Source organism: Alphaproteobacteria bacterium GM7ARS4 (genome assembly GCA_014332745.1).
In the GTDB taxonomy this organism is placed as follows: domain Bacteria; phylum Pseudomonadota; class Alphaproteobacteria; order GM7ARS4; family GM7ARS4; genus GM7ARS4.
Genome location: JACONL010000007.1, coordinates 46,661 through 63,598 on the forward strand (window position 1 = coordinate 46,661; position 16,938 = coordinate 63,598).

18 protein-coding genes, 2 tRNA genes and 1 pseudogene are annotated in these 16,938 nt (G+C 53.0%); 2 read left to right on the top strand and 19 right to left on the bottom strand.

The features are described 5' to 3' along the window. Window positions 1-12: 12 nt before the first annotated feature. The 6 genes from GDA54_05490 to ggt all read right to left on the bottom strand — a co-directional run bounded on the left by GDA54_05490 (window position 13) and on the right by ggt (window position 5,199). Window positions 13-306, bottom strand: coding sequence for a winged helix-turn-helix domain-containing protein (locus tag GDA54_05490; GenBank protein ID MBC6497755.1), 294 nt, complete (start codon window positions 304-306; stop codon window positions 13-15). Then, window positions 284-835 carry a hypothetical protein gene (locus GDA54_05495; protein ID MBC6497756.1) on the bottom strand — a complete coding sequence of 184 codons (552 nt, stop codon included), beginning with the start codon at window positions 833-835 and terminating at the stop codon, window positions 284-286. Before GDA54_05495 ends, GDA54_05490 begins: the two co-directional genes overlap by 23 nt. An 80-nt stretch (window positions 836-915) precedes the next feature. After that, window positions 916-2,367 (bottom strand): threonine synthase, encoded by a 1,452-nt coding sequence (locus GDA54_05500; protein MBC6497757.1) that lies wholly within the window; start codon window positions 2,365-2,367, stop codon window positions 916-918. A gap of 3 nt (window positions 2,368-2,370) precedes the next feature. Next, window positions 2,371-3,195, bottom strand: coding sequence for a hypothetical protein (locus tag GDA54_05505; GenBank protein MBC6497758.1), 825 nt, complete (start codon window positions 3,193-3,195; stop codon window positions 2,371-2,373). A 26-nt stretch (window positions 3,196-3,221) separates the two neighbouring features. Next, a tRNA-Arg gene (locus GDA54_05510) sits at window positions 3,222-3,295 on the bottom strand. A 32-nt stretch (window positions 3,296-3,327) separates the two neighbouring features. Beyond that, on the bottom strand, window positions 3,328-5,199 hold the full coding sequence (gene ggt, locus GDA54_05515; protein MBC6497759.1) for a gamma-glutamyltransferase: 1,872 nt from the start codon (window positions 5,197-5,199) through the stop codon (window positions 3,328-3,330). A gap of 70 nt (window positions 5,200-5,269) precedes the next feature. On the opposite strand from ggt, the gene panB reads away from it, so the two are divergent. Both panB and GDA54_05525 read left to right on the top strand, forming a co-directional pair. Continuing rightward, window positions 5,270-6,118 carry a 3-methyl-2-oxobutanoate hydroxymethyltransferase gene (gene panB / locus GDA54_05520; GenBank protein ID MBC6497760.1) on the top strand — a complete coding sequence of 283 codons (849 nt, stop codon included), beginning with the start codon at window positions 5,270-5,272 and terminating at the stop codon, window positions 6,116-6,118. A gap of 24 nt (window positions 6,119-6,142) precedes the next feature. After that, window positions 6,143-6,979 (top strand): pantoate--beta-alanine ligase, encoded by an 837-nt coding sequence (locus GDA54_05525; GenBank protein MBC6497761.1) that lies wholly within the window; start codon window positions 6,143-6,145, stop codon window positions 6,977-6,979. On the opposite strand, the gene GDA54_05530 is transcribed toward GDA54_05525, so the two are convergent. The 13 genes and pseudogenes from GDA54_05530 to GDA54_05590 all read right to left on the bottom strand — a co-directional run bounded on the left by GDA54_05530 (window position 6,976) and on the right by GDA54_05590 (window position 16,817). After that, window positions 6,976-7,431: a DoxX family protein gene (locus tag GDA54_05530; GenBank protein MBC6497762.1), complete on the bottom strand. Its 456-nt coding sequence runs from the start codon at window positions 7,429-7,431 to the stop codon at window positions 6,976-6,978. The genes GDA54_05525 and GDA54_05530 overlap by 4 nt on opposite strands. Window positions 7,432-7,518: 87 nt before the next feature. After that, window positions 7,519-8,352, bottom strand: coding sequence for an aminodeoxychorismate lyase (gene pabC / locus GDA54_05535; protein ID MBC6497763.1), 834 nt, complete (start codon window positions 8,350-8,352; stop codon window positions 7,519-7,521). Window positions 8,353-8,368: 16 nt separating this feature from the next. Then, entirely contained in the window at window positions 8,369-9,817 is a 1,449-nt protein-coding gene (locus GDA54_05540) for an aminodeoxychorismate synthase component I (GenBank protein MBC6497764.1), read from the bottom strand. Window positions 9,818-9,945: 128 nt separating this feature from the next. Next, window positions 9,946-10,018, bottom strand: a tRNA-Ala gene (locus tag GDA54_05545). A gap of 88 nt (window positions 10,019-10,106) precedes the next feature. Continuing rightward, window positions 10,107-11,570, bottom strand: coding sequence for a hypothetical protein (locus GDA54_05550; protein ID MBC6497765.1), 1,464 nt, complete (start codon window positions 11,568-11,570; stop codon window positions 10,107-10,109). Next, window positions 11,519-12,163 (bottom strand): hypothetical protein, encoded by a 645-nt coding sequence (locus tag GDA54_05555; protein MBC6497766.1) that lies wholly within the window; start codon window positions 12,161-12,163, stop codon window positions 11,519-11,521. Before GDA54_05555 ends, GDA54_05550 begins: the two co-directional genes overlap by 52 nt. Then, entirely contained in the window at window positions 12,160-12,594 is a 435-nt protein-coding gene (locus tag GDA54_05560) for a hypothetical protein (GenBank protein ID MBC6497767.1), read from the bottom strand. The genes GDA54_05555 and GDA54_05560 overlap by 4 nt, the downstream gene beginning before the upstream one ends. A gap of 16 nt (window positions 12,595-12,610) precedes the next feature. After that, the gene (locus tag GDA54_05565; protein ID MBC6497768.1) at window positions 12,611-13,300 is read right to left on the bottom strand and encodes a MotA/TolQ/ExbB proton channel family protein; all 690 of its coding nucleotides are present in this window, start codon (window positions 13,298-13,300) and stop codon (window positions 12,611-12,613) included. Then, window positions 13,297-13,764 (bottom strand): YbgC/FadM family acyl-CoA thioesterase, encoded by a 468-nt coding sequence (locus GDA54_05570; protein ID MBC6497769.1) that lies wholly within the window; start codon window positions 13,762-13,764, stop codon window positions 13,297-13,299. Before GDA54_05570 ends, GDA54_05565 begins: the two co-directional genes overlap by 4 nt. Before the next feature lie 61 nt (window positions 13,765-13,825). Beyond that, complete coding sequence (ruvB, locus tag GDA54_05575) at window positions 13,826-14,908, bottom strand: Holliday junction branch migration DNA helicase RuvB (protein ID MBC6497770.1); 1,083 nt, start codon at window positions 14,906-14,908, stop codon at window positions 13,826-13,828. Next, on the bottom strand, window positions 14,905-15,504 hold the full coding sequence (locus tag GDA54_05580) for a Holliday junction branch migration protein RuvA (GenBank protein ID MBC6497771.1): 600 nt from the start codon (window positions 15,502-15,504) through the stop codon (window positions 14,905-14,907). The genes ruvB and GDA54_05580 overlap by 4 nt, the downstream gene beginning before the upstream one ends. Beyond that, window positions 15,504-16,052, bottom strand: coding sequence for a crossover junction endodeoxyribonuclease RuvC (gene ruvC / locus GDA54_05585; GenBank protein MBC6497772.1), 549 nt, complete (start codon window positions 16,050-16,052; stop codon window positions 15,504-15,506). The genes GDA54_05580 and ruvC overlap by 1 nt, the downstream gene beginning before the upstream one ends. Window positions 16,053-16,079: 27 nt before the next feature. After that, window positions 16,080-16,817: pseudogene (locus tag GDA54_05590) on the bottom strand (YebC/PmpR family DNA-binding transcriptional regulator). Window positions 16,818-16,938: the final 121 nt, after the last annotated feature.

A 16,938-nucleotide genomic window follows, 5' to 3' on the forward strand; every position in this document is an offset into this window, starting at 1 on the left:
TAGATAGCGCGCCTAGACAGCGCGTATGTAGTGCTTATCCGCCACATGCCGTTCACGCTGTCCGCTATCGGAACGTTTGACCTTCTTGCTCTGGACAACCGTTGCCGATAGGACATAGCCCCCGCCCCATATGGTTTGGATATACCCGCCATACCCACCGAGAGCCTCTATCTTCGCACGTAGCTTACAGATATAAACATCGATAATCCTTATATCTGGCGCCGCTGTCTTGGTGCGACCCTGCGGATAAATATGCCTGTGAATAGCATCCTTGTGAAAGACCCTATCTGGATGGCGCATGAGCAAAGCAAGAATATCCTGCTCCTTCGCCGTGAGACGTCCCCAACGCCCACCTATCTCCACACAAAGTGCCATGCCCCTCTGACGACTCCTTGTTGCCCAAACCCCGCCATCTATCGCGCAATAACGCAAGACACCTCTGGCGGTCTAACACCCCGTCCGCATCAAGAACCCCACGCATGACGCCGTCAAAGCCATGTTCCACCCACGCCGCATCGGTGTCGCCCTGAGACGAGTCCACGCCAGCGCGCGCCACCAAACACACCATATCGTTGCCATGACGCACACGCACGGCATGAAGAGCGCTATAGACATCCCCCGCCCTCGTGTTCTGCCCAACACAAAAGACCGCCCCATCATACGCCGATGCCGTATCCACAACGCCATTGCCCTCATACAAGGTGCGACATCGCTTCGAGACCAGCTCGACCCTGTCATCCCCCGATAACACGCCCCTGTAGTGGTCATACACCGAGTCCGCATGCTCGTCCACGCCACACAACAGCAAACGCGTCTTTTTCACTATCGTCACCATCGTTCTTCCCTCCTAACCTACTACTTTAGGTTGATTTTCTATCAGGCTACAAACTAAACACGCCATATGTCAAAGCTTTTTTATGGTTTTTTTGCACAAGAGCCCCATTGCTCCTCTATCCTGCTTTTTACAGACGCGACGATAGGCGGAAGCCTGTCGTAATGTTCCTCTTTTGATGTCGTCCCGTCAAGGGTGGGATGGGACGGGCATGGGACTCCTGTGGCGCGACTCACGCTATCAGCAAACTTTGCCGCATGGGCTGTTGCCAAACAGACGATGGGATATGGCTCAGCGCCATAGCGTTTTTGATAGGCTCTGGCGGCGGCAATCCCCACCGCTGTATGGGGGTCAGAGACATAGCCATAGGTCTCCCATAGCCACGCCATCGTCTTCATCGTCTCGTCATCATCCACACGGGTGGCGGAAAAAACCGCGCCCATAGCCTCATGCATAGGGGAGGAAAGAGACAATTGCCTCGATTCTTGAAGAAGACGCATAGAGGCTGTCACAGCGTTCGCTTTCTCGGTGTGATGTCCCGCTGTCTGCCTATAAAGCCAACGTTCAAGATTGCTGGGAAGCTGTATATCCATGCTGGGACTGAGGCTCGGCTTGCTCGCACCAATGGATACTATCCCCGTCTCGACGACACGCACCAACACATCGTTGTGATTGCTCCCGATGACAAGGCGACGTATGGGAAGCCCCATACACAAGGCGCAAAATCCAGCGAAGATATTGCCAAAATTCCCTGTAGGCACAACGACGATCACACCCTTGCGCCAATCCTTCATGCGAAGAACGGCATGGGCATAATAAGGGATTTGCGCCATGATACGCACCCAATTGACGGAATTCACCGAGCCAAGAGAAAAACGACGGGCAAATTCGTTGTCTAAAAACAATGTCTTCACAATGCGCTGGCAATCATCAAAACTCCCCTCGATGGCGATGTTGAGGACATTCTCTGCTTTCACCGTCGTCATCTGTCGCCTCTGACATGGTGATACTCTGTTATGGGGATGTAAAATACATATGCGAATCCCGTGACGACCAAGACATGCATGGATGGCGGCTGATCCCGTATCACCCGATGTCGCCCCTAAAAGCGTCATGTGGCGATTCTGCCTCTGCACGACATGGGAAAAAAGACGCGCCAACAGCTGCATGGCATAGTCCTTAAAAGCCAATGTGGGCCCATGAAAAAGCTCCAACACATGCAGGCCATCCTCCAAAGCCACAAGGGGAATACGACCAGCCTCATGGTCATGGGCACGAGGAGGGGAAAACGCATGCCATGCCTCCTCACACAGAGTCCTATAGACATCCTCAGAGACGCTATCGCCTATGAAAGGGACGCCTAACACATGGGCTAAGGCGGGGTAGGGAAGGTGACGCCATGCCTCCCATTGCTCCATCGTATAATGGGGAAGACGCTCAGGCATGTAGAGCCCGCCATCGCTCGCCAGCCCGTGTGTCAACACATGCTCAAGGGTGACCCTGTTATCCTCCCCCCTCGTGCTAAGGTAATACATATGTCATTGGGTGATGGCGAAGCTCGTCCTATCGAGTCCCGTATTGCCTGTGCTTGCCTGATAGGCATAGACCATGAGCTGATACCATCCTTTGGTGGATATGTCGAATTGGGTAGAAAAACGGCTGGGAATGTCATGGGTGCGCAAACGCTGACGCGCAATCACTTTGTCATCACTATCAGAAAGCACCGCCTCCACAACGAAATCATCGGCGCGCCAAAGACCATCTGGCGTCAAAGGACAACCACACATCATGGTGACATTCGCCACCACAGGCACGGCATAAGACTCCTTGCCCGCCAGTTCCAAACGCCTATGGGCAAGAGGACTGACAATATCCACCGCCATGCCAGCAAGCACCAGCATCATGCCATCACCTTCGTCTATATGCTTGCCCGGCACGACCCATTGCGTCATCGACGCCCTATTCGCCGCTTGGCGTTGCGCAAGAGGACCATAGGCTTGAAACTCGATAAGGCGCGGCTTCTCTAAATCCAACGTCACGCTGTAATGGGCAGAGTCGGCAGTAGAGAGAGGACGCCCCGCCTCCCTATCATCCAACATAATCCCCGCCGTCGACCCCGTCGTCCCCTTCGTTACACCTTGTGCAAGAATCTCACCCGTCTCCTTGTCGCGCAACAGGACACGCGCACCCCCTAAAGAAGAGCCAATGAATTTCGCCCCCTTACTGAGCACAGAGACCTTAAGGCGCGTCTCTTCCCCATAGCCCTCAGCGCCCCCCGACAACAGCGCCACACATATCCCTAACGCCAACCCCAGACCCCCCTCTCGACTCACAAGACGCCATCGACATGAACATTTTGGCATTGTTCTCTCCTCTATGAACTGACTCGCGCACCCGACAGGAATCGAACCTGCGACCTTCGCCTTCGGAGGGCGACACTCTATCCAGCTGAGCTACGGGTGCACCCTATATCCCTCCCCTCACACATCACAAGACTAACAGACCTTACCATCTTTCTCAAGACAGCGCACGGACATATCACCACGCGCTAACCCTTCACGCCTCGGATCCACAGCGCCCCATAATCCGCCATCATCATCGACATAAATGGCATGCACACCGCTATTCATAGGACGATAAGACAGCCCATGCCCCTTCTCTTCAAGCACAGACTGCCAACGCTCTAACTGACGACCCTCCTCCAACCAGAGACGATCCCCATGCTCTTTTTTGACAAAATGCCCCATAGATAAAGCATCCTGAATGTCTATGCCTCTATCCAACACATCCAACAGCACCCGCACCACATAGGCAATGATATGGACACCGCCCGCTGACCCCAACACAAGACGCACCCGACCCTCGTCATCAAAAACAATGGTCGGCGACATAGAACTGAGGGGACGCTTTCCTCCCTCAGCCCGATTCACATGCGACTTATCACCATGCGCCATATGAGGCATAAAAGCAAAATCCGTGAGCTCGCCATTCAAATAGAAACCATCCACACGCAAGGAAGAACCAAAGGCAGGACCAATACTGGACGTCATGGCAACGGCATTGCCTTCTCTATCGATGATGCTGATATGGGTGGTGGACACACGCTCAGGCTGTGTGTCCTTGCCATCACGGGTGTCGTCATGGATGTCGTCATTGTTATCAATGGCGCTCGGGATGTCATGGGGCGCGCCAAAGGTTACATAGGGGCGCGCTCTCTCTGTGCCTATCAACGCCCGACGCCTCTCCACGTAAGAAGGGGCAAGGAGTCCCTCTACTGGAACAGACACCATGTCACTATCGGCAAGAAATCTGGCTCTGTCCCGATAGGCAAGGCGCATGGCTTCCGCCAGCATATGAAGATATGTCACATCATCCATCTGCCCCACAGCAAATGGTTCGAGCAACGCTAAAATCTGCGCTATCGCCACACCGCCAGAACTGGGAGGCATGAGAGAACACACACGCCATGCGCCATAGGGGCGACATAATGGCGCTCTCACTTTCACATCGTAAGAAGAGAGGTCCGATAACGTCATGACACCTCGTCCCGCTGGCACATTGTGAGGCGACTCTTGAATGGCCGCCACAATGGCGCGCGCCCGCTCCCCTTCATAGAAAGCTGCACGTCCCCTCTCCCTAATGGCGCGCAAGGTGTGCGCTAATGGCGCATTCTTATAGACGCTCCCGATGGCAAGAGGCTGTCCTTCATCATCAAAAAATCCCCCTTCACCATCTTGGATAAGGAGCCACGGATTGCTCTTGATGGCGTTATGGAGACGCGGGGATATGGCAAAACCATTCTGCGCCTTATCTATGGCGTCATCAAACAAACGTTGCCACGCCCATGCGCCATGCCTCTCATGGGCATGCTCAAGCATCGCCAATAACCCCGGCACACCTACCGCCATACCGCTGGAACTCGCTTCCATAAACCCTAAGGCTGTGCCTGTGTCATCCAAAAAGGCATCCTGCGGCATGGCGTCTGGCGCTTCCTCTCGCCCATCATAGACAAACAGGCTGTTCGATGCCTTCTCGTAATAAAGAAGAAAGCCACTTCCCCCTATCCCCGATGATTGCGGTTCTACGACATTCAGCACCATCTGAGCAATAATCGCGCCATCGATGGCGCTAGCACCCTTGTCAAGAGCCGCCCATGCCGCATGAGTCGCCAGAGGATTCGCCGTCGATACCATCCATTGACGACCATAGACCGACTCCACATCATGGCGAAACAGACGCCCGCCCTCAGGCGAGTCACCACTCAAAGACTCACCATGCTGTGCCTCCAAACCCTCACAGCCATAAAATAGACCCGCCATAGCAAGAACAATGGTAAAACGCATAATAGGCCGTCCACACCACATCACTCTGTCTCTCCTGTCTCACGTCACACCCCCATTCATACGACCCGTCATATCCGCCCCTGTCATATCCACCATGACAACACCATCATCCCCGCAACGTATCACCATAGCACAGCTGCAACAGCATAAAAAGGGTGGAAAAAAACCGCCTCTCGTCTGCTTGACGGCTGCCACATACCCAATCGCCCATATCATCGACCCCCATTGTGACGTCATCCTTGTAGGCGACTCCTTAGGCATGACCCTCTATGGCATGGACTCAACCCACCACGTCACCATAGACATGATGAGCGCCCACGGCCAAGCGGTGATGCGCGCCAGCACCCACGCATGCGTCATTATCGATATGCCAGCCTCCTCATGTCAATCAACGCCACAACACTGCCTCAATGACGCACAACGCCTTCTCCATGAAACACACGCATGCGCCGTCAAAATTGAAGGCGGCGCTGAGGCAACTGAGACCATCGCCCTCCTGTGCGCCCATCATATCCCCGTGATGGGACATATCGGCCTCATGCCACAATATGTCTCTCATCCCCAAGACTATCGCGTGCAAGGACGCAACGCCAGCGAAGAGAAAAAAATTATCGATGACGCCATCGCCGTAGAAAAAGCCGGCGCCTTCGCTGTCGTCATCGAAAGCTGCTTCGAACATATCGCCCACCATGTGACAGAACGCCTCACCATCCCCACCATCGGTATTGGGGCATCATACCATTGCGACGGGCAAATCCTCGTCACAGAGGATATGATAGGACTCTATCGCGCTTTCTCACCCCAATTTGTGCGTCACTACGCCCAGATAAGCGATAGCATCGACCAAGCTGTGCGCCAATATGCCCATGATGTGCGCCATCGACAATTTCCAGAAAAAAAACACTGCTACGACCGCAACGCGCCGCCTCACCCAAAAACATAGAGACCAAAACACCAGCGCCATCCTATGCTTATCATACGCACCCTCCATGACCTCGAACGCACATGCGCCCTATGGCGACAACAACAACACACCATCGCCCTTATCCCGACCTTAGGCGCCCTCCACGACGCCCATGGCCATCTTATGCATGTCGCACGTTCTCACGCCCATAAACGTATCGTGAGCATCTTCCTCAATCCCACCCAATTCGCCCCCCATGAAGATTTGCGCCAATACCCACACACGCCAGAACAAGACATCGCTTGTGCCAAAGCACAAGCCATCGACGCCCTCTTCATGCCCCCCACAGACCTCATATATCCTCAAGATTTTGCCACATCCATCACCATGCCCACGCACACACGCCATTTCTGCGCACGCTATCGGCCACACCACTTCCCCGCTGTGCTCACCGTTGTCGCTCGCCTCTTGATGCTCGTCAAGCCTGATATTGGCGTCTTTGGCGAAAAAGACTACCAACAGCTCCGCCTTATCCAACAACTCGTCAAAGATATGCACATGCCTATCACCATTCTTCCCGTCCCCACTTATCGCCATGATGACGGACTCGCCTTCTCGTCACGCAACGCCTATCTGGACGACACGCAACGCGCACGCGCCCCCCTCCTCTATAAAACCCTCCTCACGACACAACGCGCCATCCAACAAGGACAGGACATCACCAAGTGCATAACACACGCCCAACAACAGCTCCGCACCCACGGCTTCGACCCCATCGACTATATCGACCTCTGTGATGGACGCACCCTCACCCCAACGACAACACGCCACAAAGACTGCCGATTACTTGCCGCCGCATGGCTCGGCACAACACGCCTTATCGATAATGTGCCACTCTAAAATTGCTTGCCTATCATGGCATCCACAGAATACGCGCCGCTCCCCTTGAAAAACACGGACAGCAAAACGATAAGCCACATAAGACTATATTCATAGCCATTGCTCGTTATGAAAAATCCCTTCTCCCAATGAACAAAGCCAACAATGCCCGCCATGAGAGCAATCGCGCCTAGCGCCGCCGCACGCGTCCATAAACCAATGACAATACACGCACCAAAAACGACCTCAACAAGCACGACAAGCCACGCCAAGAGCTCAGGCACAGGCATGCCTAACGAGCCCCCCAACCACGCCGCAAATCTATCCGTGCCTCCTATCTTTTTTATCCCATGGGGGATAAGAAAGCCTCCCGCCACAATACGCAAGAGCACATCCGTGAAACGAACGCCCATGCCATATACCGACCCTAACCCCGAAAAAATCAATAAAGGCTCTCTGAATCGTGTCATCATGTTACACATCCTCATACAAAATATCACCAAACCCACCCCATCTCCCGTCCCCGCACACACCTATTCTAGATGGGCTTTTCGTGAAAATCAAGAAAACTCTTGCGCTAACGCCCCTTGTAAGAGACGCGTCGTCTCACCAATGGAGAGCGCCTTGTCCCCGCAACGAACGACTGGCACAATCCCTATGACAGCATTGGTGAGAAACATCTCCTCGCTCTCTTCCACGCGCCCTCGCATGCTCTCCTCTTGCCTCACAACCACCCCCATATCCCGCGCCAAGGCGATGGCAACATCCCTCATCACACCTTTGACGCCACAATGATGGAGGAGGGGCGTATACCACGTCCCGCACCAACGTAAAAATACATTGCACATGACGGCTTCCACCAACATGCCTTCCCCATCAAAAAGAAGGCTGTCATAGATAGACTCGTCACACCATTCTTGGCGCGCCAAGACCTGCTCTAAACGACTCATATGCTTAATCCCTGCTAAACGGGCGTGACGCGCCAAACATCCATGACCATAGCGCACATGGACACCAGCCTCAGCAAGCCCGCGATAATATCCCGAGTCATAAGGCGTCACCATGACGATACGCCGTGGGGTGACAAGGGGCGGCGGCTTGTAGCCTCGACCACCACTGCCACGGGTATACATCCACTTAATGATATGACGCTCCCCATCCCTGCCAACAAGAAGGCGCGCTATGTCCTCCTCGAGACATGAACGCGCTAAGAGGGGTAACGCCAATCGCTCACATCCCGACAGAAAACGTTGCCAGTGCCTCTCGAAAAAGGCAATCCTCCCCTTATAGGCCACAGCTGTCTCGAACACACCATCGCCATAGGCAAGCCCTCTGTCCCATAAGAGCGACTCATCCACAGATTGCCCGCCATTGACCAAAACATTTGCCGTCATATGCCTACCCTGTCGCCTATCCCGCTACGGCATTGACCATGCCACGCGCTTTTGCCCGCGTTTCTTCAAGCTCTTGCTCGGCAACGGACTCAGCAACAATGCCACCACCCGCACGAAACGTCAGCTCCCTGCCATCACAAACAATCGTCCTAATCAAAATGTTCATGTCAAGGCTACCATCATGATTCACATACCCCAATGAACCTGTATAGGGACCACGACCGCCATGCTCTAACTCAGCCAATATCTCCATACAACGCAATTTGGGACAGCCTGTTATCGTGCCACCCGGAAATAATGCCTCTAAAACATGCGCTACCGACGCCTGTGCTGACAGAACACCTCGCACATTCGACACAATATGGTGGACATGCGCATAAGATTCGACAATCATCATTTCATCCACAGACACACTCCCCGCACGACATATCTTCGAGAGGTCGTTGCGTTCTAAATCCACCAGCATGATATGCTCTGCTCTCTCTTTGGGATGGGCGAGAAGTTCTTCCTTCTTTTCCCTATCCATATCCCTGTTGAGACGTGGACGTGTGCCAGCGATAGGACGAGTCTCTATGACCCCATGCCTATCCACCCGCACAAGACGCTCGGGGGAAGAACTAATAACCGCCTGTATCCGCGCTCCATCTCCCGCCTTCTCCTGCTCCCCTTGATGACACCATGTCGCTAATGCCGCGAAAGGGGCGGGATTATGGCGCGCTAAACGCTCGAATATGTCCGCCGCTGTCATATCCTCATGACATAGGCCACGCCACAGACGCGATAAATTCACCTGAAAGACATCCCCCGCATAAATATACTCGATGCACCGCTTGAATGCCCGCATATACAAGGCCTCCTCGTCTTCTCGCATATGGATGGAAGGTAACGGCATAGACTGCTCGCGCTCCCCCCCTGTCCTCGCACAAGCACAAGCCCGCACATCCTCCTCCATCTGCGCCACAGACATGGCAGCGTCCTCACCGCCCTCATGCATCGCCCACAATCGATGGCGCTGATGGTCGTAAATAAGAGCCGCCGCACAGCGGGTCGCACACGCATCAGGCAATGATTGAGGAGGCGAAGGAAGAATCAGATGACGCTCCCATTGTTCTATTAATTCATACCCCACATAGACAAACCACCCACCACGAAACGGAATCTCTGCTCCAGCGCACGCCCTCTCGCCATAGGCCCCATAGGCCGCCCATATGTCACGCTCCAAACGCCATTGCTGGACGACATAGGCTAAAAAATTGTCTTCCCTCACAACAACACCATCATGAGAAATGCCACGTCCTCGATGGAAGATAATCTCAGAACGAGGGCAAGCGAATAAAATGCTATAGCGCCCACTTTCCCCACTCGATGCCGTGCTCGCACAAAGATGGGGGTAATGCTCACGCCTTCGACGATGGACGGCAAGCAACAAAGATAAGCCACACTGAGGTAACCCCTCACCCTCCATTGACAAAAGACGTATCACAAGAGCCATCAACCATCCGTCATCTCGAGTGCGTCATAAAGACGAAAGGGGCTATGGACATGGTTTACGGAAGGGCTTGAGGAAGGGCTTACGGCAGGACAACCACGGCGTGGAGCCGAGGGGAGTCGAACCCCTGACCTCGTCATTGCGAACGACGCGCTCTCCCAACTGAGCTACGGCCCCGTGACCGATACACCCATACCATAAAATACAACGCATAGAAATGCTAGGACGCTCTCTTCCCATATCACTTTACATGTCACTCTACATGTCACTCGAGCGTCATGAAAGGCGACCACACGGCATAGCGCCCATGAAAAGGAATCGTCAAAGGAAACCCTTGCTGGGTGTCAATATCAAGCACCTTCAAACGATACATCTTACGTTGTTGTCCCTGCTGCAACTCACCCCTCTCGGCATAGAGCAAGCAACAACCGCTGGGCGCCCACCCTATGTGGGGCGCTATATCACCTCGTAGCACAATGGTCTCCTTCCCCGTCATGCTATCAAACGTCCCCATCTCTCCCTCAGTACCCGTTCCCTCAGCACCCGCCCCATCAGAACCCATATGACGATAAAAGGCAAAAAAACCATCACGATGGGGAGCATGGACAATCATATCATAAGGACGAACGGGCTGGTGAGGTAAGGGAACGATGTTGTCTTGCGGGTCTTGCGCACCATCACGCCACGCCTCTGGAAGAGGCACCGTATACAACGCCGTCACACCGCCCCTATCCGATAAAAAAGCGACTCTGTCGCCACGCCCGTATAACGTAGGCGACCAATCAGTCGCCGTATCATCCGTCAAAGCCATACGCTGTCCCGTCTTGAGATGAAACATCATAATGTCCTCCTTCCCATCAACCATAGCACCCATCACCAGTGACGTATGGGAGTCCACCCATATGAAGGGGGCGTGACGTCCTTCCACCATATCAATATACTCATGACGCCCCGTCGAGAGGTCGAAGACAAAAAAGCGCATCGAATGACCCTGAGCAAGGACATAGAGAAGCTCCTCACTATCGCCTAAAAAAAGAGGGAAAGACGTGTTATCGTGCCAGCGCGCAATGAAACGATGATTGCCACCATTGACATCCATCACCGCCAGCCACCGCCTGATCTCCCCTGTCCTCCCTGCTCCAAATTCAGCAATATACGCTATGCGTGTCGGAAAATCGCTCTTACGTCCCAACGCCATGTGATAAAGGTCATCGCTCACAAAATGCGCCAATTTAGAGAGCGCATAGCGACGCGCTTGATACCGATTTCCTCCTAAATAACGCTCTGTGTCCACATCCCAAAAGCGAAGGGATAACGTGAGGCGCCCATGGTGGGCATGCATAGCACCATGCATGACGATGTCTATGTCGTTCTCACGCCACCAGCCATAATCTGGCACGTCCCGAAGGCTTCGATAAAAAATCCTGACATCCAACCTGCCATCCAAGCCCATATTCTTGACGACAATGTTACCAAGAGCAATCATCGCCCCTTCACCATCCTCTTCATCCTCAGTGCCACCATAAGACAAAACAAGCGCCACCGATTGGCGCGCCGCACCCGCCACCACAGGTATCGTCTCAGCATAGCCCCCCTTATGGGTCGCGTCATGAAGAGTGCCCAAGACACAAAGCGCCACAAAAAGGCCTCGACTCCAGCTGTGCGCGCACCACGCCTTTACTCTCCGCGCATATTGCGCGCCGAAAACTCGATATCTATTTCCTGCCATAAAGGATAGTCCTCCTCCTTAAAGTGAATCTTACGACATAGGGGATGTTTGATGGCATGAAGAATACTCTCATACACTCTATAGTAAGATGGGCTTTCATCGATCCTCTCCTTTCCTTCGAAAACACTGCCAACAATATGTCCCTCCTTATTGATACGAAGCCTGACACCAATGACGATGTCGCCATCAGAAAAATCTAACAATGTGGGCTGACGCCAGCAATCCTGAAAATGTCTCTGTATGGTCTGATAGTTGCCAATAATCAAGCCATTGTCAAAGGCGATTAAATCTCGAGGATAGATACGTTCGGCATAAGGACGCACGGGACGCGGAGGAACATCCGTATGACGAAAAAGCACTTTTGGCGGCTGACTGGGACGAGGAACATAGGGCGGAATATGAACAGAGCCTAAAACCATCTCATCCTCACCCCTCTGCTCTCGCAAACCAACCCCCGGACCATAACCAATATCAACAACAATCTCCTCGTAACTCTCAGGCAATTCAGTCTCATGCCCTATGGATGACGCCCAAAAAAATGACACAAGAAACATCCCATGGAAGAGGAAAGAGAGTAATCCCGCCTGTCTCATTCTCTCGTATCTCCTTCGCCATAGAGTGAGACCAACACCATACGACGAAATCCCGCCTCCTTAATCAATCCCAATATCTGCATGATACGCCCATAATCCTGTTGCGGGTAGGCAAAGAGACGCACCAACATCTCTGACGACCCTTCCTCCCGATAATGCTCTAATTCCTGACGAAACAAACGCACATCTTTAGCAACACCATCAATATGGATAATCCCCTTCTCATCCAACGCAATATCTAAATGCTGTGCCGCCACCGCCAATTCTGCCGATGGAGTCGTCTGCCATAAGACGCGCTCGGACAGCGCAAAGGACGACGCCAAGAGACTAGCCCACAGCCCTAACATCCACAATAAAGATGTGTTGTCGCCTTGATAAAACAAGGGGTAGCGCTTGTGGCGTGTGTGGCGCGCCTCTCTGACAGTCATCATCGTCTATGCTCTCCCTTCACTTTTTGTCATTGAGGCGACGCGCCAGCATCATGCTCAGATGCTCGATAAAATTCTCTAAACGCCCATACAAATGACGCAACACACTCGCCACGCCGTTATAGCCAAGCAACGCCATCAACCCAAGCCCTAAGCCCATGACCATCACCATCAATGCCTCCATCAACGCCACCTCCGCCCATTGCGACTCAAAGCCCACGGCTTGTAGGGATTTCTCCTCTCGAAAGGCCTCCAACATCCTCCACAAACCCGCCAATAAACCCAACGATGGCGATGCGGATGCGCATGTAGCAAGCCACCCTATACGCTTATCCAACGAAAAAAATAACCGATTCAGTTCAATCCCCATGAGCTTGCTTAAATAGCCATGCCAACCCTCCCCATGGGCACGCAAATCCGACTCTATGATCAGACGATACTCATGCATCCCCAACATGAAAAGATCCTTTGTAGGATATGACGCCTGCTCCTTCGTGGCTTCATAATAATCCTCCAAAGAGACACAATCCCAAAAGCCCCGCTCGAATCCTTCATGGAGACGCAACACACGCCATAGTGTAATGCCTTTATCAAGAAGAACCCACCATAACCATATGGACAGAAGAAAAAAGAAAACACTGATAATATGGACGCCGCCATGGGCATTGAGCCATAAATCCCCCCATCCCAACATCGATACCTCCTTCATGGCGACACCATCCTTGATAGCACAGAGAACATCTTCTCTGGGAGGGCCTTGACATCCATAGACTCGGCTGAAACACACGCCAACTTGACCCGCGCATCAAAGAGCATATCCTCCTCTCGCCTCAATATCTGTCGCATCTCAAAAGAGGCGCGCTTCACGCCACAGAGTGACGTCTCCATCATGACACAATCATGCAACATGGCCGGCATGCGGTAATCAGCGCACACATGCACCACCACAAAGACGCAACCCTCATGCCTCGCCACCCCATGCATGTCCTCAGCAACGGAGCAGCATCGCAAAAACTCACTACGGGCGCGCTCGGCAAAATAGAAATACCGCGCATAATACATAACACCACCCGCATCCGTATCCTCGTAATAGACACGCAAAGGAAAGACATGGCACTTTCCATCCATCACACCCGTTGGCGCATACATCCCCTGTCTCTTACCCATCATCATGCCCTCTCATATCATCGTTATCGTCTTGTCCCTATCGTATGATGCATAGTCCTTGCGCCTCCTATGACAAAAAGGCTTCTTGTGTATCACCCCGCTCAGGAGACGTTTTCCCCAACACATGCCAGCCTTGCCGTGTCAAGAGCCGACCACGTTTGGTGCGCTGAACGAACCCTTTCTGTATCAAGAAAGACTCGATGACATCTTCAACCACATCCCTTTGCTCCGACAGCACCGCCGCCAAAGCCTCCACACCAGCAGGACCACCGCCATAATTGTCAGCCAAACAAAGCAAATAACGCTTATCCATGCCGTCAAGGCCCACACCATCAATCCCCATAGACGCCAGCGCACGTTGTGCCACCGTCTTACTTATAACCCCTTCACCCTCCATATCAGAAAAATCACGAACACGGCGCAAAAGACGCAACGCCACCCGTGGCGTCATACGAGAACGAGAGGCGATCTCATAAGCCGTGCCATCGCCCAATGTTATGCCACAACGCATGGCATAACGAGTCAACAAACGCTCTAAAGAGTCTGAGTCGTAAAATTGCAAATGCAGAGGAATGCCAAAACGCTCACGCAAAGGGCGCGTAATCAACCCCGAACGCGTGGTCGCGCCAACCAACGTAAACGGATTCAAATCCACACGCACACTACGCGCCGAGACACCAGCCCCAAGCATAATGTCTAACTGACCATCCTCCATCGCTGGGTAAAGAATCTCCTCCACAGAGGGCGACAAGCGATGAATTTCATCGATGAATAACACATCACAAGCCTCCAAACTCGTCAACAAGGCCGCCAAATCACCGCCCCTCAATAGAACCGCGCCCGATGTCTGACGAAAACCAACGCCAGCATGGGAGGCGATGAGACGCGCTAATGTCGTCTTGCCAAGCCCAGGAGGACCACACAACAACACATGGTCTAACGCCTCGTGGCGTTTCTTCGCCGCATGGATAAACACATGCAAATTCTTCTTGATAGCGTCTTGTCCGATGAATTCGTCAAAGAGACGAGGACGCAAGGCTTTCTCTTGCTCTTCCAACAGACGCTCTCGCCCCTCACCCACATGGCGAGAAACAATACGGGACGAGGCTGTCGCCGCCCCCCTTGTCACCTCTGTCGTCAGCTTTGTCATGCGTCTAAGACCCTCAAGGCACTTTTGACCATCATCGAGACCGTCTCCTCCCCTCTCACCTTCTCTACCGCCCTGCGCGCATCGTCCCGCCTATACCCTAAATGGACAAGGGCAGAAAAAGCATCCTCCTCCATAGAAGACCACGCACGCCCTACACCAGAGGCCAGAACATCAGCACCGACTAAGGACTCTACCTTCCCTTTTAACTCATGGCATAGGCGATTGGCAACCTTGTCACCGATACCATGCACACGCCGAAAAATGCTCTTATCCTGACGACATACCCCATCAATAAGAGCCTCCTCGCCAAGCAATGATACAACACGCATCGCCAACGTCCCACTCACGCCATGAACAGAGCGGACAAGACGAAATAACACCCTCTCATGATAAGAAGCAAAACCATAAAGAACAAACGTATCATCGCGACTCATGGTCTCCACAAAAATCGTGACATTCTCAACACCATCAGGCACGCCCATCGCCACACGACGCACACGCTCCGTCACACGCAGTTGATAACCCACCCCCCCCACATCGAGGATGACATCCTCATCCTCAACGACAAAAAGCGTCCCCGTTAAGCGTCCTATCATCACACATTCCTCCCCATGCGCCCACCAGAATGATGCTGGGCATGACAGAGAGCCACCGCTAAAGCATCGTAAAAATCCTCTTTTCTTCCCTTAGGGGCACGAGGAAGCACCATCATCACCATCTTCATCACCTGTTCCTTATCGCCATGGCCATGACTCGTGAGGCTACGCTTTATCGTATTAGGCGCATAGCATGCCACAGAGACACAGGCACATCCCGCAGCCGCCAATAACGCGCCACGCGCCATCCCCAAAAGAAGAGACGACTTGGCATTGTCCGTCCTCACAAAACTCTCCTCCATCGCCACCATATGAGGCTTCCATACATGGATAATCTCCACCACGCGACGATATAAAAAAGCGAGGCGCACAGAAATATCCTCCTTCACAGGCGGCGTGATGATACCACCATCCCTGTACTCCATGGCATGGCGCACATCATCGATGACACCCCAACCACTATGACGTAGGCCTGGGTCAATGCCAAGAATGCGACACCTAAGAGCGCGACACTCAAGACGAGACGTATCAAGAGCAACAGACACCATAGCCCCTTGTCAGCCTATCATGGGTCATCAGCTCTCCCCGTCAAAACGATGGTTAGCAAAAAAGGCACTGATGTCTTCATTGTCCTCCAATTGCTCCTCTAACAGCTGTATTTTCATGGCAAGGTCGGTCGATGACACAGGGACAAAAGAGAGCGGACGCCACACCAAACATGCATGCTCTGCCTCACCATACGTTGCCTCTAATTGCCCATATATCGTGTGAAATGCCTCCTTCGCCACACGCACAATATACCGATGTGCCTCCTCCTCGATATCCAACGCCCCTTTATCGATGGCATCCTCCATCAAGCGTTCTCCGTCTATGGACTGAGAAGGAAACACGATAACCCCCTCATGCTCGAAACCATGAATGACACTCCCGCCATCGGCGAGATGCCCCCCGCCCTTATGGAAAATAGCACGTATGTCCGATGCCGTTCGATGACGATTATCGGTCTGTGCTTCAATGACAAAGGCAACCCCACTGGGGCCAAACGCTTCATAGAGCACATCCTGATAGTTGTCTTGCGCTGATGATGCCCCCTCAGCACGACTGATAGCGCGCGTGATAACATCCTTGCCAAGATTAGCGCTTCGTGCCCGAGACAACGCTAAGCGCAAACGAGCATTTGCCGATACATCACCGCCACCAGAACGCACCGCGACAACAATCTCACGAATAAGACGCCCATGCATCGCCGCCCTCTTCTTATCCTGCGCACCCTTTCGATGCATGATGTTCTTGTATTTGGAATGTCCTGCCATCGTCTATCACATGCTTATCATACGCACGCTCATTGGTCCTCCCTTACCTTATGTGCTCATCCCTCGTCATCATAGCATGATGTTGCCATCATCTCCATAGCTTGACAAAAACAACACACCC

Excerpts from the sequence above, each read along its gene's own strand:
- GDA54_05495 (MBC6497756.1), bottom strand. The coding sequence starts at position 835 with ATGGTGACGATAGTGAAAAAGACGCGTTTGCTGTTGTGTGGCGTGGAC.
- GDA54_05500 (MBC6497757.1), bottom strand. The coding sequence starts at position 2,367 with ATGTATTACCTTAGCACGAGGGGGGAGGATAACAGGGTCACCCTTGAG.
- GDA54_05505 (MBC6497758.1), bottom strand. The coding sequence starts at position 3,195 with ATGCCAAAATGTTCATGTCGATGGCGTCTTGTGAGTCGAGAGGGGGGT.
- panB (MBC6497760.1), top strand. The coding sequence starts at position 5,270 with ATGACAACACCATCATCCCCGCAACGTATCACCATAGCACAGCTGCAA.
- GDA54_05525 (MBC6497761.1), top strand. The coding sequence starts at position 6,143 with ATGCTTATCATACGCACCCTCCATGACCTCGAACGCACATGCGCCCTA.
- GDA54_05530 (MBC6497762.1), bottom strand. The coding sequence starts at position 7,431 with ATGATGACACGATTCAGAGAGCCTTTATTGATTTTTTCGGGGTTAGGG.
- pabC (MBC6497763.1), bottom strand. The coding sequence starts at position 8,352 with ATGACGGCAAATGTTTTGGTCAATGGCGGGCAATCTGTGGATGAGTCG.
- GDA54_05540 (MBC6497764.1), bottom strand. The coding sequence starts at position 9,817 with ATGGAGGGTGAGGGGTTACCTCAGTGTGGCTTATCTTTGTTGCTTGCC.
- GDA54_05550 (MBC6497765.1), bottom strand. The coding sequence starts at position 11,570 with ATGGCAGGAAATAGATATCGAGTTTTCGGCGCGCAATATGCGCGGAGA.
- GDA54_05555 (MBC6497766.1), bottom strand. The coding sequence starts at position 12,163 with ATGAGACAGGCGGGATTACTCTCTTTCCTCTTCCATGGGATGTTTCTT.
- GDA54_05560 (MBC6497767.1), bottom strand. The coding sequence starts at position 12,594 with ATGATGACTGTCAGAGAGGCGCGCCACACACGCCACAAGCGCTACCCC.
- GDA54_05565 (MBC6497768.1), bottom strand. The coding sequence starts at position 13,300 with ATGAAGGAGGTATCGATGTTGGGATGGGGGGATTTATGGCTCAATGCC.
- GDA54_05570 (MBC6497769.1), bottom strand. The coding sequence starts at position 13,764 with ATGATGATGGGTAAGAGACAGGGGATGTATGCGCCAACGGGTGTGATG.
- ruvB (MBC6497770.1), bottom strand. The coding sequence starts at position 14,908 with ATGACAAAGCTGACGACAGAGGTGACAAGGGGGGCGGCGACAGCCTCG.
- GDA54_05580 (MBC6497771.1), bottom strand. The coding sequence starts at position 15,504 with ATGATAGGACGCTTAACGGGGACGCTTTTTGTCGTTGAGGATGAGGAT.
- ruvC (MBC6497772.1), bottom strand. The coding sequence starts at position 16,052 with ATGGTGTCTGTTGCTCTTGATACGTCTCGTCTTGAGTGTCGCGCTCTT.